This is a genomic window from Flaviflagellibacter deserti (genome assembly GCF_042652085.1).
Taxonomy (GTDB): domain Bacteria; phylum Pseudomonadota; class Alphaproteobacteria; order Rhizobiales; family Methylopilaceae; genus Flaviflagellibacter; species Flaviflagellibacter deserti.
Window position 1 is genome coordinate 142,251 of the sequence record NZ_JBHSJF010000006.1, and the last position, 15,971, is coordinate 158,221.

15 protein-coding genes are annotated in these 15,971 nt (G+C 64.5%); 10 read left to right on the top strand and 5 right to left on the bottom strand.

Annotated features, from left to right (window positions below; translation table 11 throughout):
• Window positions 1-167 precede the first annotated feature (167 nt).
• From ACFPFW_RS07630 to ACFPFW_RS07645, 4 genes are all read left to right on the top strand, one after another.
• Window positions 168-2,165 (top strand): ABCB family ABC transporter ATP-binding protein/permease, encoded by a 1,998-nt coding sequence (locus ACFPFW_RS07630; protein WP_114956550.1) that lies wholly within the window; start codon window positions 168-170, stop codon window positions 2,163-2,165.
• A 237-nt stretch (window positions 2,166-2,402) separates the two neighbouring features.
• Window positions 2,403-3,107 (top strand): phosphatidylserine decarboxylase, encoded by a 705-nt coding sequence (locus tag ACFPFW_RS07635; protein ID WP_114956549.1) that lies wholly within the window; start codon window positions 2,403-2,405, stop codon window positions 3,105-3,107.
• A gap of 50 nt (window positions 3,108-3,157) precedes the next feature.
• Complete coding sequence (gene pssA, locus ACFPFW_RS07640) at window positions 3,158-4,045, top strand: CDP-diacylglycerol--serine O-phosphatidyltransferase (protein WP_114956548.1); 888 nt, start codon at window positions 3,158-3,160, stop codon at window positions 4,043-4,045.
• Window positions 4,046-4,067: 22 nt separating this feature from the next.
• Window positions 4,068-4,796, top strand: a complete 729-nt coding sequence (locus tag ACFPFW_RS07645; RefSeq protein ID WP_114956547.1) for a sulfite exporter TauE/SafE family protein — start codon at window positions 4,068-4,070, stop codon at window positions 4,794-4,796.
• Window positions 4,797-4,917: 121 nt separating this feature from the next.
• On the opposite strand, the gene ACFPFW_RS07650 is transcribed toward ACFPFW_RS07645, so the two are convergent.
• The 3 genes from ACFPFW_RS07650 to ACFPFW_RS07660 are packed head-to-tail and all read right to left on the bottom strand — an operon-like array spanning window position 4,918 to window position 9,790.
• Window positions 4,918-8,040, bottom strand: coding sequence for an efflux RND transporter permease subunit (locus ACFPFW_RS07650; RefSeq protein WP_114956546.1), 3,123 nt, complete (start codon window positions 8,038-8,040; stop codon window positions 4,918-4,920).
• Window positions 8,037-9,203: an efflux RND transporter periplasmic adaptor subunit gene (locus tag ACFPFW_RS07655; protein WP_162799629.1), complete on the bottom strand. Its 1,167-nt coding sequence runs from the start codon at window positions 9,201-9,203 to the stop codon at window positions 8,037-8,039. Before ACFPFW_RS07655 ends, ACFPFW_RS07650 begins: the two co-directional genes overlap by 4 nt.
• Complete coding sequence (locus ACFPFW_RS07660; RefSeq protein WP_114956544.1) at window positions 9,203-9,790, bottom strand: PadR family transcriptional regulator; 588 nt, start codon at window positions 9,788-9,790, stop codon at window positions 9,203-9,205. The genes ACFPFW_RS07655 and ACFPFW_RS07660 overlap by 1 nt, the downstream gene beginning before the upstream one ends.
• 131 nt (window positions 9,791-9,921) lie before the next feature.
• Between ACFPFW_RS07660 and ACFPFW_RS07665 the strand changes: the two genes are divergently transcribed.
• From ACFPFW_RS07665 to ACFPFW_RS07680, 4 genes are all read left to right on the top strand, one after another.
• Window positions 9,922-10,779 carry an isoaspartyl peptidase/L-asparaginase family protein gene (locus tag ACFPFW_RS07665; RefSeq protein WP_114956543.1) on the top strand — a complete coding sequence of 286 codons (858 nt, stop codon included), beginning with the start codon at window positions 9,922-9,924 and terminating at the stop codon, window positions 10,777-10,779.
• Between the two features lie 57 nt (window positions 10,780-10,836).
• The gene (locus ACFPFW_RS07670) at window positions 10,837-11,736 is read left to right on the top strand and encodes a c-type cytochrome (RefSeq protein WP_114956542.1); all 900 of its coding nucleotides are present in this window, start codon (window positions 10,837-10,839) and stop codon (window positions 11,734-11,736) included.
• 161 nt (window positions 11,737-11,897) lie between these two features.
• On the top strand, window positions 11,898-12,419 hold the full coding sequence (locus ACFPFW_RS07675; protein ID WP_114956541.1) for a Dps family protein: 522 nt from the start codon (window positions 11,898-11,900) through the stop codon (window positions 12,417-12,419).
• 76 nt (window positions 12,420-12,495) lie between these two features.
• The gene (locus tag ACFPFW_RS07680; protein ID WP_114956680.1) at window positions 12,496-12,924 is read left to right on the top strand and encodes a CBS domain-containing protein; all 429 of its coding nucleotides are present in this window, start codon (window positions 12,496-12,498) and stop codon (window positions 12,922-12,924) included.
• On the opposite strand, the gene ACFPFW_RS07685 is transcribed toward ACFPFW_RS07680, so the two are convergent.
• The gene (locus ACFPFW_RS07685; protein WP_114956540.1) at window positions 12,921-13,799 is read right to left on the bottom strand and encodes a MurR/RpiR family transcriptional regulator; all 879 of its coding nucleotides are present in this window, start codon (window positions 13,797-13,799) and stop codon (window positions 12,921-12,923) included. The genes ACFPFW_RS07680 and ACFPFW_RS07685 overlap by 4 nt on opposite strands.
• Window positions 13,800-13,871: 72 nt before the next feature.
• Here ACFPFW_RS07685 and ACFPFW_RS07690 point away from each other — a divergent pair, with 72 nt between their 5' ends.
• Complete coding sequence (locus ACFPFW_RS07690; protein WP_114956679.1) at window positions 13,872-14,867, top strand: threonine ammonia-lyase; 996 nt, start codon at window positions 13,872-13,874, stop codon at window positions 14,865-14,867.
• A gap of 58 nt (window positions 14,868-14,925) precedes the next feature.
• Window positions 14,926-15,489, top strand: coding sequence for a type 1 glutamine amidotransferase domain-containing protein (locus tag ACFPFW_RS07695; protein WP_114956539.1), 564 nt, complete (start codon window positions 14,926-14,928; stop codon window positions 15,487-15,489).
• 109 nt (window positions 15,490-15,598) lie between these two features.
• Here the strand turns inward: ACFPFW_RS07695 and ACFPFW_RS07700 are convergent, their stop codons facing one another.
• Window positions 15,599-15,934: a hypothetical protein gene (locus ACFPFW_RS07700; RefSeq protein ID WP_114956538.1), complete on the bottom strand. Its 336-nt coding sequence runs from the start codon at window positions 15,932-15,934 to the stop codon at window positions 15,599-15,601.
• Window positions 15,935-15,971 lie beyond the last annotated feature (37 nt).

A 15,971-nucleotide genomic window follows, 5' to 3' on the forward strand; every position in this document is an offset into this window, starting at 1 on the left:
AGCCGACCTCGTGATGTGGATCCTCCGGTCAAGCCGGAGCATGACGACAAATCGGCCCGCAGCGGAGTAGTGGCGAGGCTTCCGCCAGACAGAACATCCCGTCAAAGGGGTCGCGGATCGCGCGATCCGCTCCTATATGGAGCGCCAAACGCACCCCAGGCTTTGATATGTCGCTCACCAATCCCGCGCAGTCTATTGCGCGCACGCAGGCTCCCGTGCCCAAGCGCGAGGTGAGTGCCGAAGGCGGCAAGTTCTTCAGCACGTTCCGCGACCTCCAGCCCTTCATGTGGCCGGGCGACCGGCCGGACCTTCAGGCGCGCATCGCGCTCGCGCTGGTTCTCCTGGTCTTTACCAAGCTGATCACCATCGCGGTGCCCTACGGTTTCAAATGGGCCGTCGATGCGCTGACGCTTTCGGAAGCCGGCAGGACGTCGCTCGACGGCGGTACCTGGCATGCGCTCGCAATGGGTGCGCCGGTTCTGATGGTGGCGATCTACGGCATCGGCCGCGTGCTGATGGTGGCGTTGGCGCAGGTGCGTGACGGTCTGACGGCCGCGGTCGTCATGCATGCCGTGCGGCGGATGGCGCTGCGCGTCTTCGAGCACATCCACAGACTCAGCCTGCGCTTCCATCTCGGCCGCCGCACCGGCGGCCTGTCGCGCGTCGTCGAGCGCGGGCGCAATGCCATCGAGACCCTGACCCGCACCGCACTTCTGACCGTCGTGCCGACGATCATCGAACTCGGCCTCGTCTTCGCGGTGCTCGCCTGGCAGTTCGACTGGCGCTACGTGGCCGTTGTTGCGGCGACGCTCGTCGCCTACACCTGGTTTACCTTCGTCGCGAGCGAGTGGCGGCTCGGCCTGCGCCGCACCCTGAACGACCAGGACACCGACGCCAGCGCCAAGGCGATCGACAGCCTGCTGAACTACGAGACCGTCAAATATTTCGGCAACGAGGAGCGCGAGGCCGCCCGCTACGACCGCGCGATGGCCGGCTACGAGAAGGCGGCGGTGAAGACCTACACCTCGCTCTCTTGGTTGAATGCCGGGCAGGCGGTGATCTTCTCGCTCGGCCTCGCGGTCGCCATGGGCATGGCGGCGGTCGACGTGCGCGCGGGCCGCAATACGGTTGGCGATTTCGTGCTGATCAACGCCATGATGATCCAGCTCTACCAGCCGCTGAACTTCATGGGTTTCGTCTATCGCGAGATCAAGCAGGCGGTGACGGACATCGAGGCGATGTTCAAGTTGCTGGCCGAGGATCCCGAGATCGAGGACAAGCCCGGCGCGAAGCCGCTCGATGTCCGCGAGGGCACGATCCGTTTTGAAGACGTGCGCTTCTCCTATGATCCCGACCGGCCGATCCTGAAAGGGGTCTCCTTCGAGGTGCCGGCCGGCAAGACGGTCGCGATCGTCGGTCCCTCTGGCGCGGGCAAGTCGACGATTTCGCGGCTGCTCTACCGTTTCTACGATGTCGGCGAGGGCCGCGTGACGATCGACGGGCAGGACGTGCGCGACGTCCAGCAGAAGACGTTGCGCAACGCCATCGGCATGGTCCCGCAGGACACCGTCCTGTTCAACGACACGATCCGCTACAACATCCGCTACGGCCGCTGGGACGCGACCGACGAGGAGATCGAGCAGGCGGCGGCGCTCGCCCAGATCGACCCGTTCATCCAGATGCTCCCCAAGGGCTACGATACCGAAGTCGGCGAGCGCGGCCTGAAGCTCTCGGGCGGTGAGAAGCAGCGCGTCGCCATCGCCCGCACGATCCTGAAGGGGCCGCCGATCCTGATCCTCGACGAGGCGACATCGGCGCTCGACAGCTACACCGAGAAGGAAATTCAGGACGCGCTGGAGCGCGTCTCGGAGGGCCGCACCACGCTCGTCATTGCCCACCGCCTCTCGACCATCATCAATGCCGACGAGATCATCGTGCTCTCGGCAGGCGAGGTGGTGGAGCGCGGCCATCATTCCGAGCTTCTGACCCAGGGCGGGCTCTATGCCGGCATGTGGGACCGCCAGCGCGAAGCCGACGAGGCGCGCGAGAAGCTGGCGCGTACCGGCGAGGAGGGTGCTCCGCCCGACACCCATGGCGAGGTCGTCGTCGAGGAACATGTCGAGAAGCCGCCTGTCATCGCTGCGGCGGCGGGGACTTTGGGCTGACTGTCTTCAGTGAACGCCTGTTTCCCGGTCCGGGTGCGGCGAAGCCGCATCCCGAGAACCGGGACCCAGCGCTTTCTCGCGGCGAAGCCGCACTTTATCTATGGAGCGCCTGCGGCGCGCATATGCGCTGGGCCCTGGATTGGCGTGCGCTTCGCGCGCTTGTCCGGGAACGCGGGAACTAGGGACTCTAGGCATAGCCCGCATTCGTGCTATCCACCGGGCCCCACGAGGCCCTGAATGCTCAATTCCGTTCTCGACTCCATCCGCAAGTTCATCCCGCCGATCCATCGCGAAGGCCACAAATTCATCGGCATCGCCTTCGTTGCGGCGCTGCTTCTGTTCTTCCTGTGGGAACCGCTCGGCTGGATCGGTCTGATCCTGACGGTCTATGTCGCGTTCTTCTTCCGCGATCCGATCCGTGTCACGCCGATGGCCTCTAACCTCGTGGTCTCGCCGGCCGACGGTCTGATCACCGCGGTCGGGCCGTTCGTGCCGCCAGCCGAACTCGGAATGGGCCTCGAACCGCGCCTGCGCATCTCGATCTTCCTGTCGATCTTCAACGTCCACGTAAACCGCGTGCCGGTGGGCGGTACGATCCGCCGTGTCATCTATCGGCCGGGCAAGTTCCTCAATGCCGACCTCGACAAGGCGAGCGAGGATAACGAGCGCAACAGCCTGGTCATAGCCAGCGCGTCCGGCGATGTCGGCGTGGTGCAGATCGCGGGCCTGATCGCACGCCGCATCGTCTGCTGGGCGGACGAGGGCGATGTCGCTCTTCCCGGTGCGCGCTTCGGTCTAATCCGCTTCGGTTCGCGCCTCGACGTCTATCTGCCGGAAGGTGCGGTGCCGATGTCGGCGATCGGCCAGACGGCGATCGGCGGCGAGACCGTCATCGCCGATCTGTCGCGCGTTCCGGCGCGGATCGACTTCCGCACCGAGTAGCCTTTCCGCCCGCTTGCGCGTTAGATTTTTAGTCGACGCGAGGAGAAATCATGGCCGGCCGCTTTTTCCCGCCCTTCGAGCCCGAGCACAACGAGTCGAAAGTCCGCCGCTTTCGCGCGGTGCCGATGCGGCTGCTCATACCGAACCTGATCACACTGCTGGCCATCAGCATCGGCCTGACCGCGATCCGGATGGGCATGGAAGGCCGGATGGAACTCGCGGTCTACGCGGTGGTCGTCGCGGCGGTGCTCGACGGTCTCGATGGACGTCTGGCACGGCTGCTGAAGGGCACGTCGCGTTTCGGCGCCGAGCTCGACAGCCTCTGCGACTTCGTCAATTTCGGCGTCGTTCCGGCTGTGCTCCTCTATATCTGGACCCTGCACGATCTCAGCTCGATCGGCTGGGCCGGGGCCATCGTCTTCGCGGTCGCGGCCGCACTCCGGCTGGCACGCTTCAACGTGGCTCTCGATACGCCGAAGCCGGATTATGCGCAGGACTTCTTCGTCGGCGTGCCGGCGCCCGCGGGCGCGCTGCTGGTGATGCTGCCGATCTATATGGGCCAGTTGGGCTCGATCGATCTGCCGGTCGTCAGCGCTTCCGTGTCACTGATCTACTGCATCGCGATTGCGCTTCTGATGGTCTCGAAGCTGCCGACCTGGTCATTCAAGAAATCCGCGTCCCGCGTGCCGCGCGACATGGTGGCTCCGGTCTTCGTCGGCGCCGTGCTCTTCATCGCGCTTCTCGTCAGCTACACATGGGAAGTGCTGACGCTCGGCGCGCTCGCCTATCTCGCAGCGCTGCCCCTGGCCTTCATGACCTATCAGCGCCTCGCCCGCCGCTACAAAGCGGGGCAAGCGGGCGACGAGCCGGTGGACGACGCCGTGCCGCCGGTTGACGAAGCAAGCGCCGAGGACGACGAGAAAGTCCGCCTCCACTAAGGGTCGGTAAGCGACGGGACAGATGGCCGATTACGCATTTGTTCTCGTCGTCGGCCTTGCGGCAGGCTGCCTGAGCGGCATTGTCGGCGCGGGCGCGAGCGTCCTTCTGCTTCCCGTCCTGGTCCTGACTTTCGGCCCGCAACAGGCGGTGCCAATCATGGCGATCTCGGCGCTGTTCTCCAATGTCGGCAAGGTCGCCGCCTGGTGGCGCGAGATCGACTGGCGCGCCTGCCTCACCTTCGCGCTGCCGGGAATACCGGCTGCAGCGCTCGGTGCGCGGACGCTGCTCGCTTTGCCGCCGCATCTGGTCGAGCTTTTCCTCGGCATCTTCTTCATCCTGATGATCCCCGCGCGGCGCTGGCTGAGACGGCGCGATCTGAAGATCGGCCTGCCGGTGCTCGCGGTCATCGGTGCCATCATCGGCTTTCTGACCGGCATCGTGATGTCGACCGGGCCGCTCAATGCGCCCGCCTTCGCGGCCTACGGCCTGGCGAAGGGGCCATTTATTTCGACTGAAGCGATGAGTTCTCTCCTCGTCTACATCGCCAAGGTCACGACCTTCCGGAGCATGGGCGCGCTGCCGGACGAGGTTATCGTCAGCGGTCTCATCGTCGGCGTGACCGTCATGGCGGGAACGTTCCTCGGCAAGCAGGTCGTGCAGCGGATGAGCGTCGAGATGTTCCAGCATGTGCTGGACGGGATGCTGCTGATATCCGGTACGTCGATGCTGTGGGCTGCCGCGGCTCGTTGATAGCGTATCCGGGAGCGGCAAAGCCGAGCCCGGGATTCCATAGCCCATGTGTTGATGATGGAAGCGAGGCGCTGCGGTGTATGGGTTCCGGGCTCCGCTCCGCGGCCCGGAACACAGGTTGTTACTCCGCAGCCTCGGACAACGGTCCGCGCGTTGCCACGATATGGGGGACGTGGTCGGCTTCACCCTCTTCACCGGGGCCGATGAAGCGGCCGAAGATGCGGCCGGTAAAGCGGCCGAGATCGTCCATGATCGTGTAGAAGCTCGGCACGAACATCAGCGACAGGACCGTCGAGGTGGCGAGGCCGCCGATGACGGCGATCGCCATCGGGGCGCGGAACTCGCCACCCTGGCCGATGCCGAGCGCGGATGGGATCATGCCTGCGATCATCGCGATGGTCGTCATGACGATCGGTCGGGCGCGCTTCCTGCCCGCATCGATGATCGATTCGTCGCGCGAGGCGCCGCGGCCCTCCGCCTCGACCGCGAAGTCGACCAGCATGATCGCATTCTTCGTGACGATGCCCATCAGCATCAGGATGCCGATGACGACCGGCATCGACACCGAATTGCCGGTGACGAGCAGGGCGATGATGACGCCGCCTATAGACAGCGGCAGCGAGGCCAGAATGGTGATCGGCTGGAACACGGTACCGAACAGCAGGACCAGAACGCCGAGCACCATCATGATGCCCGCGCCCATCGCCAGGGCGAAGCCGGTGAAGACCTCGTTCATGATCTCGGTGTCGCCGCCCTGGACGATGCGAACGCCCTTCGGCAGATCTTTCGCTTCCGGCAGGTTCAGCACGGTATTGACGGCATCGCCGAGTTGCATGCCGCCCGTCAGGTCGGCGCCGAGCACGATGCGGCGCTGGCGGTCGTAGCGGTCGATGGAGGAGGGGCCCTGACCGAAGCCCACATCGGCGACGGCCGAGAGGGGCACCGACTTGCCGTCGCCGACGGGCACCGCGAGTGTTCCGAGCACGCCGGCATCGGTGCGGGCGTTCTCGTCGAGCTGGACGCGGATCGGGATCAGGCGCTCGCCGGTGTTCATCTTGGCGAGGTTCGCATCGGCATCGCCGATGGTCGCGACACGGATCGTCTCCGAGATCATGTCGGTCGTGACGCCGAGATCGGCGGCGCGATCGAGACGCGGCTGGACGAAGAGTTCGGGACGCGACAGGCCGGTCGATGGCGCGACGTTGATGAATTCGGGCACGCGGCGCATGCCGTTCTCGAGCGAGGCCGCGCCCCTGGCGAGGTCGTCGGAGTTCGGACCGGTGACGGTGATCGAGAGCTGTCGTTCGCCGCGCTCGTTGACGTACCAGGCGCGGACGTCGGGCACGGTGGAGACGATTTCGGAAACCTTGGCCTCGAGCTGCTTCTGGGTGAACGAGCGCTCGGTCTTCGGGACGAGGCGGACGATAACCGAAGTCTTGCGGGTCTCGAGCGTGCCGGTCGGCGACGTGCCGCCCATCACGAAGATCGACTCGACCTCTGGCAGCGCACCGATCTTGCGGGTTAGCTCGTCGGACACCTCGCGGGTGTCCTCGATACGAGCGCCCGGAGGGAGTTCAGCTGAGACGACGATGCGCGAATGGTCCTCATCCGGCATGAAGCCGGTCGGCAGGAGGCCGGTGCTCCAGATCGAGACCGCGAACAGGACGAAACCGGCGATCAATGTCAGCCAGCGATGCCGGATCGAGGTGGCGAGCGCGCCGGTGTACCAGCGCATCAGCCAGCCGTCCTTCTCCTCCACATGCGCGTGTGGCCGCAGAAGATAGGCGGCCATGAGCGGTGTGATCAGGCGGGCGACGAGGAGCGAAATGATGACGGCCGCGGCGACCGTCAGGCCGAATTGCTTGAAGTACTGGCCAGCGATACCGCCCATGAAGCTGACAGGCGCGAACACCGCGATGATGGTGAATGTGATCGCGATGACGGCGAGGCCGATCTCGTCGGCCGCTTCCATCGCCGCGCGATAGGGCGATTTGCCCATGCGCATATGGCGGACGATGTTCTCGATCTCGACGATCGCGTCGTCGACCAGGATGCCGGTCACCAGGGTGAGCGCGAGCAGGCTGACGAGGTTCAGCGAGAAGCCCATCAGGTCGACGAGGAAGAAAGTCGGAATGACCGAAAGCGGCAGCGCGACGGCCGCGATCATCGTCGCCCGCCAGTCGCGTAGGAAGATGAAGACGACAATGATCGCGAGCACGGCGCCCTCGATCAGGGTGTGCATCGCGCTCTCGTAATTGCCCTCAGTGAAGCCAACGGAATCGTCGATCTGCGTGAAGGTGACGTCTGGGTTCGCGACCTCGATCTCCTTCAGCTTGGCCTCGGCCACGCGCGCGACCGAGACGTCGCTCGCGCCCTTGGTGCGGTAGACCATCAGCGAGACGACCGGCTGGCCGTTCAGGCGCGCGAAGGAACGCTCCTCCTCGGCTCCATCGATGACCTGGCCGAGCTCGGACAGGCGGATCTGCCGACCGTTGGCGAGCGAAATCTTGGTATCGGACAGGGTCTCGACGTTGCGCGCGCCGGCGAGCGTGCGGATCGTCTGTTCCTGACCGCCGATCTCGCCGCGGCCGCCGGCGAGGTCGATATTCGTCGCGCGGATCTGGCGATTGACGTCGGCTGCCGTGACGCCAAGCGCCATCAGGCGATCAGGATCGAGCTCGACGCGGATCTCGCGCGAGACGCCGCCGATGCGCTCGACCCGGCCGACGCCCTTGAGGCCCTGAAGCTGCCGCTTCACGACGTCATCGACGTACCAGGACAGCTGTTCCAGTGTCATTCCGGGTGAGGACGCCGCATAGGAGACGATCGACTGTCCTTCGACATCAATGCGCTCGACGACCGGCTCCTCGATCGTGCGCGGAAGCTCGGCGCGGATCTTGGCGATCGCATCCTTCACATCGTTGACGGCGCGGTCGGTATCGGTTTCGAGCTGGAACTCGATCATCGTTGTCGACAGGCTGTCGGAAACGGTCGAGGTCACGTGCTTCACGCCGGTCAGGTTCGCGACCGAATCCTCGATTTGCTTGGTGACCTGGGCCTCGAGCTCGGACGGCGCCGCGCCGGATTCGGTCACCTTTATCGAGACCAGCGGAACGTCGATGTTCGGAAAGCGCGTGATCGGCAGATCGTTGAAGGCGAAGATGCCGAGAATGCTCAGCACGACGAACAGGACGATACCGGGGATCGGGCGCTTGATCGACGCCGCCGAGATGTTCAGCCTCATTTGCGCACGCCCTCCACGACGTTCGGCTCGACAGGCGTGACGGCATCTCCATCGCGCAGGAACGACCCGGCGCGGGCGACGACTTCATCGCCTTCCGCGAGACCGGACTTCACTTCGACGCGTGTCGGCGCGCGAAGGCCAAGCTCGACTTCCCGGCTCTGCACTTTTCCGTCGGCGATAACCTGGACGGTGTTCTTGCCGTCTTCGACAGTGATCGCCGAGGTAGGAACGGTGAGGGCGGTATGGCGGCCAATCTCGACGAGGCCCGAAGCGAACGAGCCGACCGAAACATGGGCACTTTCCGGCAATGCGACCCGGACGCGGCCGAGGCGGGTCGTGGCGTCGATCTCGGGCGAGATCAGGCGGATCTGACCCTGAATGGTGTCGTTGGAGCCTGCGGGCGTGACGCGGACGATCTGCTCCGGCTTCAACCGTGCGAGCGTCACGTCGACGACCTGCGCTTCGAGTTCGATATCGCCGTCCTCGATCAGCCGGAACGCCGGTTCCGCCGCCATGCTGGCGATGGCGCCGAGGCGCAGGTTCCGACGCTTCACGACACCGGCGGAGGGTGCCTTGATCTCGGTGCGGACGCGGCGGACCTCGACCTGGTCGCGCTGGGCTTCGGCGACCTTCAGGTTTTCCTTGGCTGCGTTGAGGCGCGCATCGGCAACCTGCGCGGCGGAAAGCGCCTGATCATATTGCTGCGCGCTGGCAGTTCCGGATTTGCGGAGCGTCTCGCTGCGCTGGAGCGCCTGTTTGGTCTCGAGCACGTTCGCCTCGGCCTCGGCGATGGATGCCTTGGACTGTGCGATGGCGGCGGACGCCTGCGCGGCCTCTGCGTCGATGGCCGAGCGTGATAGACGGGCGAGCACCTGGCCGTGTTCGACGTGATCGCCTTCCTCCACGAGGATTTCGGTGACCGCGAGGCCTTCGACCTCGGGCGCAACCATCACCTCTTCGCGGGCGACGAGCGATCCCGAGACGTGGACCTCCTCGGCGATCTCGCGCGTCTCGACGCGCGCGACGGTGACCGAAGGCGGCCGGCGGACGACCTCCTTGGAGGTCGAGGCGCCCGCATGCTCCGGTGTGTTCGACAGGAAGAACCAGCCGCCGATGCCGGCGCCGATCGCGACTGTGACGAGGGCGATGATATATCGACGCATTATGCCTGCTCCGTCATTTCGGCCTGGCAGGCGCATACGGGCAAGGCGACTTCGGTGCCGGGCTCGGTGCCGCCTGCCATGTCTTCCAGGGCTTTGCGTGTCGCCTCGACATGCGCGATGTCGTTCTTGAAATGGGTGACACCCCAATCGAGCAGCCAGCCGATCGGACCGCCGCATTTGGCCTGGAGCGCCTGTTCGAGTTCCGCGAGTTCCGCCTTCTGCTGGGCCAGACGGGTGTCGACTGCGCGGGCAATCACCTCGCGGTCGAGGAAAGGCGCGCAGAGCGCGATCATCGCGAAGGACGAGCGGAAGATGTCCTCGCCCGGAGGCTGGCTCATCGCCTCTATGAAGGCCGCTTTGCCGGTCTCGGTGAGCGCATAGACCTTGCGAGGCGGCTTGCCGGGCTGGCTCTCCTCGCGAAGGCTGACGAGCCCTTCGGCCTGCAATTTGGCCAAAGCCGGATAGATCGAGCCGAAGCTCGCATCGACGAAATGAAGGAAAGGACCGTCGGTCCAGCGCGTCTTGAGGTCGTAGCCTGACGCTTCGCCATGGGCGAGCAGCGCGAGGCACACGGTGCGAACGTTCATCGTAATCCCAGCCTGTATGACAGGCCGGCATATATCGGGCCGATATAGGCGCTTTCAAGGCGCGATTGGTCGCGGCGCTTTTAAGCCTCCCGAAGTTGGCAAAGTTCGGATCGGAGGCTTAGAAACCCCAAATGACCCAGCCTTTTGCACTCGTCATCCACGGCGGCGCCTTCCAGACGGAAAGCGACTATTCCGAACAATACGCTCACATGCGGAGCGTGCTCGAAGCTGGCCGCGCGGCCCTTGCTTCGGGCGGAGCGGCTCTCGATGTTGCCGTCGATGCGGTCAAGAGACTGGAAGATGCCGGCCTCTACGTGGCGGGGAAGGGCGCCGGCCCGAACACCGCGGGCTATTACGAGCTCGATGCCTCGATCATGGACGGCGCGAGCGGCAAGGCCGGCGCGGTGGCTGGGCTGACGCATTTCCGCAATCCGATCGCCTGCGCCCGCACGGTGATGGACAAGACCCGGCATGTGATGCTGACAGGGCCGGGTGCCGATCATTTCCTGACCAGGCACGGCCTCGAGACGGTCGATCCGACGAGTTATTTCGTCAGCACCGAGCCGATGGAAGCCGAGACATCGCACGGCACGGTCGGGGCGGTGGTACTGGACGTGCGCGGCCATCTCGTCTCGGCGGTCTCGACCGGCGGCACCAGCGGCAAGCTGGAAGGCCGCGTCGGCGATCCAGCTATCGTCGGAGCCTCGATCTTTGCGGGCGATGATGTGGCAGTCTGCTCTACCGGCCATGGCGAATATTTCATCCGCAATGTCGCCGCCTATGACGTGGTTGCGCGCTGCCGCTATTCGGGCACTCCGCTGGGCGAGGCGCTTGACGCGACCCTGTTCGACCGGGTGAAGGCGTCGGGCGGCTGGGGTGGAATGATTGCTGTCAATGCCAAGGCCGAAGTCGCGTTGGCGTTCACCGATCGCGGAATGCATCGGGGATATGTGACGCACGACCGCGACATATCAGTCGCGAGCTATTGAGCCGCAGTTACTGAATTCATCCGCCGGGTTAGATTCCTGCACCAACGAGGTGCGCGGATGCGGCGATTTGCGTTTGTCGGCGGAGTGGCCGCGCTGCTCCTCGCGGCGGCTTTTTGGCTGCTGACGATGCCGGAGCGTGCCGATCCCTCGATGATCCTGAACGGTCCGGCCGATGTCGAGAACGGACGTCTCGTTTTTTACGCCGGCGGCTGTGCTTCCTGCCACGCGACACCCAACCAGCCGAACGAACTTCTGCTCGGTGGAGGTCTCAATTTACCGAGCCCATATGGCGCCTTCGTCGCGCCGAACATTTCTCCGGACCCGAAAGCGGGGATCGGCAATTGGACCGAAGAGCAGTTCGTCACCGCGGTGACGAAGGGCACGTCGCCGGAAGGACGGCACCTTTATCCGGCCTTCCCATATACGACCTATGCATCGGCGAAGCCGAAGGATCTGCACGATCTCTTCGCGTTTATGAAGACGCTGCCGGCTTCCAGCGACGTGCAGCCGGGCCACGAAATCCCACTCGATTTCCCGATCGTGCGGCGCGGGGTGGGTCTGTGGAAGCTCATGAATTACGAGCACCGCGCTCCGATGGACGATTCAGGCGATCCGGTCGCGCGCGGCCGCTATCTTATCGAGTCGCTCGGCCATTGCGCCGAGTGTCACAGTCCGCGCGACTGGACGGGCGGCATCGTCGATAGTCGGCGTTTCGCCGGCGGGCCGAACCCGAATGGCAAGGGCAAGGTGCCGAACATCACGCCGGGCAAAGGCGGCATCGGCGAATGGAACGAGGAGGACATCGCGTTCTCACTCCAGGATGGCAGCACGCCGGACGGCGACGTGTTGGGCGGCGAAATGGCGAGGGTGGTCAAGAACACCGCGCATCTGCCCGACGGCGATCGCCAGGCGATGGCGGCCTACCTCAAGACCCTGACGCCGATCGACAGCGAGTGAGGCGTCGACGCCGGTCGCTTCCTGGCGTGAAAGCTGTGGGTACGTCCCCGATCCTTGAGCCCATCGACTGTGGGTAGAACGCTCAGTCTTTTGTCTAGCCTCCTTGACCATCATCCTTGCCGCGCAAGGTAATGTATCGATGTACACCAGGGAGAGAATCGATGGGCAAGAAGGACAACGATGCGAAGGCCAAGCGCATGGCGGCACTCGCGACACCCACCGATCTCGGCAGTAATGCCACGCGCGACATTTCGGGCGCGATGAACGCCGCGCTGGCCGACACGTTCGCGCTGTTCCTGAAGACGAAGAACTTCCATTGGCATGTCAGCGGACCGCACTTTCGCGACTATCATCTGATGCTCGACGAGCAGGCGGAGCAGATATTCGCCACGATCGACGACATGGCCGAGCGCGTGCGGAAGATCGGCGGCACGACGATTCGCTCAATCGGCCATATCGGACGCCTGCAGCGCCTGTCCGACAACGATGCCGATTTCGTCACGCCGCAGGACATGCTCGCGGAGCTTCGCGAAGACAACAAGCAGATGGTCAAGATCCTGCGCGAGGTCCACGACCTTTGTGACGAATATGAAGACGTCGCGACCGCAAGCCTGATCGAGAACTGGATCGATGAGGCCGAACGGCGGATGTGGTTCCTGTTCGAGGCAGCCCGAGGCGCCTGAACCTTCCCCGGAACAGACCCTTCATGGCGGCGTTCAATTCGAGGCTCGGCTATCGAGCAAAATGTGGGAGGCCGCCATGAAAATCAGTGAAGTGATGACGCGCGAAGTCCGCGTCGCGAACCCGGAAGAGACGATCCAGGAGGCCGCCGGAACCATGGCGGAGCTCGACATGGGCTTTCTCCCCGTCGGCACCGATGAGCGTCTGGTCGGAACGATCACCGACCGCGACATCGCAGTACGCGGCGTCGCAAAGGGTCGTGGGCCGAACGTCAAGGTTCAGGAAGTCATGTCGACCGACGTGAAATACTGCTTCGAGGACGAAGAAGTGGATCATGTCCTCGACAATATGGGCGAGATCCAGGTCCGCCGTTTGCCAGTCGTCGACCGCAACAAGCGTCTGGTCGGCGTCGTCTCTCTCGGCGACCTTGCCAACAAGAGCAACCGGACGGACGAGGCACTCGCCGGTATTTCGCGGCGCGGCGGCAAGCACAGCCAGGCGGCCTAGCCTGGGCTGCTTTCCTCGGTGCCGTAGGCAGGGACGAATACGCCCAGCGCCTGAAGCTGCGCCTCGGCTGACTTCAGGCGCTCCAGCACCGGCTCGCCGCCTCGCGCGACGATGACGTCGAGCAATTGCTCGACGATGCCCCATGCCGAGACGAGCGACGGGAAGAAGCTCGGTCCTTCGGTCGAGAAGGTCAGCACCACCTTGGCATCGCGGGCGAAGGGAGCGAGCGGACTGTCGGTGATTGCGATCAAGGTGGCGCCGCGCCGCGCCGCGTGTTCGGCTACGATGACGCTCTCTCGCGAATAGGGCCGGAAGCCCATGACGCAGACGAGATCACCTTCCTCGACGGCGCGAAGTTCGGATTCGAGGCTGCCGCCCATGCCCGAGAGAAGCACGACGTCGGGTCGGAACAGCCGGTAGACGTAAGCGAAAGCGTGGGCCGGCCCGAAACAGGCACGAAAGCCGGCGACGAAGACGTTGTCGGCGCGCTCGAACGCCTCGGCGGCGGCGGCGAAGACCGAATTGTCGTTCAGCGTCTGGGTCGCCTCAAGCGTCTTCAGATGACTGCGATGGACCTCGCTCGGGTCGACGCCGGCCAGCCGCTTCGCGCGATCGGAATAAAGCGCCGGCGCAACGCGCATTCTTTCGACGAACGGCTCCTTGAAATCTTCCCATGCCGAGAACCCCAAGGTGCGGGCAAGGCGAACGAAGGTGACCGGCTGCACGCCGGCATGGGCGGCGAGGGTGCGCATCGAAACGATGGCGACATCTTCCGGCCGCTTCAGCACGAAGGAGGCGGCGATGCGCTGTTGCGGGCTCAGATCGACAAAGCGCGCGCGGATACGATCGACGAGACTTGAGTAGGAGTCAGCCATGGCGGAGCCTTATGGCCAATGTTGCGCTTTTTGCAACAGATGTTTCATGCCGGACACGCTATGGTGCTCGGCATGACTACAGATTCGTCTCTCGCCATCGGCATTTCCGATGTCGAAGCCGCCGCCGCCCGCATCAAGGGCCACGCGGTCCACACCCCGCTCTTGAACAATGCCCGGCTCGACGAGCGTCTCGGCGCAAAGGTGTTCCTGAAGGCCGAGAACCTCCAGCATATCGGCGCCTTCAAGTTCCGCGGGGCCTACAACACTTTGGCGGCGCTCGATCCGGATGTGCGGGCGAGAGGCGTCGTCGCCTGGTCGTCGGGCAATCACGCGCAGGCGGTGGCCTATGCGGCTGCGCTGTTCGGAACCAAGGCGGTCATCGTGATGCCTGCGGATGCACCGCAGGCGAAGATCGAGAACACCAAGCGCCTCGGAGCCGAGGTCCGCCTCTACGACCGCTGGACCGAGAGCCGCGAAGGCATCGGCTTGGCAATCGCAGAGGAGCGCGGCTGCGTTGTCGTTCCACCCTATGATCATCCGCACGTCATTGCCGGTCAGGGTACGACGGGGCTTGAGATGATCGAGCAAGCCGCCGAGTTGAGCACAACATTTGATGACGTGCTTGTTCCCGCCTCGGGCGGGGGATTGGTCGCGGGTGTTTCGACGGCGTTCGCAGGCAAATCGCCGGGTACGAAGGTCTGGGGTGTCGAGCCGCAGGATTTCAACGATACCGGCCGTTCGTTCGAGAGCGGTCGCCTTGAGACCGTCGATCCGGACGCGCGCTCGATCTGCGACGCACTGCTGACCCAGACGCCGGGCAAACTTACCTTTCCGATAAACCGCAGGAACCTTGCCGGCATGCTTGCCGTCACTGACGATGAAGCTCTGACTGCGGTGGCCTTCACCTTTAACGCGTTGAAGCTGGTGGTCGAGCCGGGCGGCTCGGTTGGGCTGGCGGCATTGCTCGCCGGCAAGCTGGACGTCGCGGGCAAGACGGTCGGCGTCGTGCTCAGCGGCGGCAATATCGACGCGCCGATGTTGGCGCGGGCTTTGGACCAGAACCGGTAGGAACAAGACTCCGCCTCCTGCATTGACCGGGTACCCATCCCACAATCAGGAGGCCTCAATGGCTAACGAACTGAAGGGCCGCCGCGTGGCGGTGCTCGCGACGGACGGTTTCGAACAGGTGGAGCTCACCGAGCCGGTGAAGGCGCTGAAGCAAGCCGGCGCCGACGTCGCGGTCGTCTCGCCCAAGAGCGGTCAAATCCAGGGCTACAAGCATCACGACAAGGGCGACATGATCCCGGTCGATCGCACGCTCGATGCGGCGAAGCCGGACGAGTTCGATGCGCTCGTCCTGCCGGGCGGCGTGATAAACCCGGACGCGCTGAGGCTCGAGGAGAAGGCTATAGGGTTCGTCCGCCACTTCGTCTCGAGCGGCAAGCCGATCGCCGCGATCTGCCACGGTCCCTGGACGTTGATCGACGCCGGCGGCGTGAAGGGACGGCGGGTTACGTCGTGGCCGAGCCTGAAGACCGATCTGGCGAATGCCGGCGCGGAATGGACCGACCAGGAAGTCGTAACCGACAATGGCCTCGTCACCTCGCGCAAGCCCGACGACATCCCGGCGTTCAATCGCAAGATGATCGAGGAATTCGCCGAAGGCCGTCATACCCAAGCCGCTGAATGATGCGGAAGCGGCGGAGCTTCGGCTCCGCCCTTTCAGATCAGACGCGAGCGGGGATGCTACGGGCGCGGACCACGCGCCAGGCAATAAGAAACACAGCGATGATCATCGCTTAGCACCACTTCTTCCACAATGGTGCGAACGGGATGTGCTGCGCCGCGTTGACGTCCTTCTCAAACATCAGACCCGCCATCGAATTCATGAAGCGGGTCTCGCCGTCCACGACCTTCCTGCTGTTCGTGATGATCGCGGTGCCGCAGATGACGGGCACACCGTTCGAAGACGCATAGAGCTTGCCGAACTCCACGCTCGCGCCGGAGCCGGCATCTTTCGTCACGGACGTGCGGGTCTGCTTGATCGATTCCGCGATCATCTCCGCTTCGGAGACGGCGAGCGCGGGCAGGGTGGTCGCGGCAAGGACAGCGAAAGCGAGAGCGGGGCGAAGCACGGGCAAATCTCCGGTGAATTGCCCGTCAGTCGCTTCA

Coding starts and splice junctions, on each gene's coding strand:
- ACFPFW_RS07630 (WP_114956550.1), top strand. CDS start 168: ATGTCGCTCACCAATCCCGCGCAGTCTATTGCGCGCACGCAGGCTCCC.
- ACFPFW_RS07635 (WP_114956549.1), top strand. CDS start 2,403: ATGCTCAATTCCGTTCTCGACTCCATCCGCAAGTTCATCCCGCCGATC.
- pssA (WP_114956548.1), top strand. CDS start 3,158: ATGGCCGGCCGCTTTTTCCCGCCCTTCGAGCCCGAGCACAACGAGTCG.
- ACFPFW_RS07645 (WP_114956547.1), top strand. CDS start 4,068: ATGGCCGATTACGCATTTGTTCTCGTCGTCGGCCTTGCGGCAGGCTGC.
- ACFPFW_RS07650 (WP_114956546.1), bottom strand. CDS start 8,040: ATGAGGCTGAACATCTCGGCGGCGTCGATCAAGCGCCCGATCCCCGGT.
- ACFPFW_RS07655 (WP_162799629.1), bottom strand. CDS start 9,203: ATGCGTCGATATATCATCGCCCTCGTCACAGTCGCGATCGGCGCCGGC.
- ACFPFW_RS07660 (WP_114956544.1), bottom strand. CDS start 9,790: ATGAACGTTCGCACCGTGTGCCTCGCGCTGCTCGCCCATGGCGAAGCG.
- ACFPFW_RS07665 (WP_114956543.1), top strand. CDS start 9,922: ATGACCCAGCCTTTTGCACTCGTCATCCACGGCGGCGCCTTCCAGACG.
- ACFPFW_RS07670 (WP_114956542.1), top strand. CDS start 10,837: ATGCGGCGATTTGCGTTTGTCGGCGGAGTGGCCGCGCTGCTCCTCGCG.
- ACFPFW_RS07675 (WP_114956541.1), top strand. CDS start 11,898: ATGGGCAAGAAGGACAACGATGCGAAGGCCAAGCGCATGGCGGCACTC.
- ACFPFW_RS07680 (WP_114956680.1), top strand. CDS start 12,496: ATGAAAATCAGTGAAGTGATGACGCGCGAAGTCCGCGTCGCGAACCCG.
- ACFPFW_RS07685 (WP_114956540.1), bottom strand. CDS start 13,799: ATGGCTGACTCCTACTCAAGTCTCGTCGATCGTATCCGCGCGCGCTTT.
- ACFPFW_RS07690 (WP_114956679.1), top strand. CDS start 13,872: ATGACTACAGATTCGTCTCTCGCCATCGGCATTTCCGATGTCGAAGCC.
- ACFPFW_RS07695 (WP_114956539.1), top strand. CDS start 14,926: ATGGCTAACGAACTGAAGGGCCGCCGCGTGGCGGTGCTCGCGACGGAC.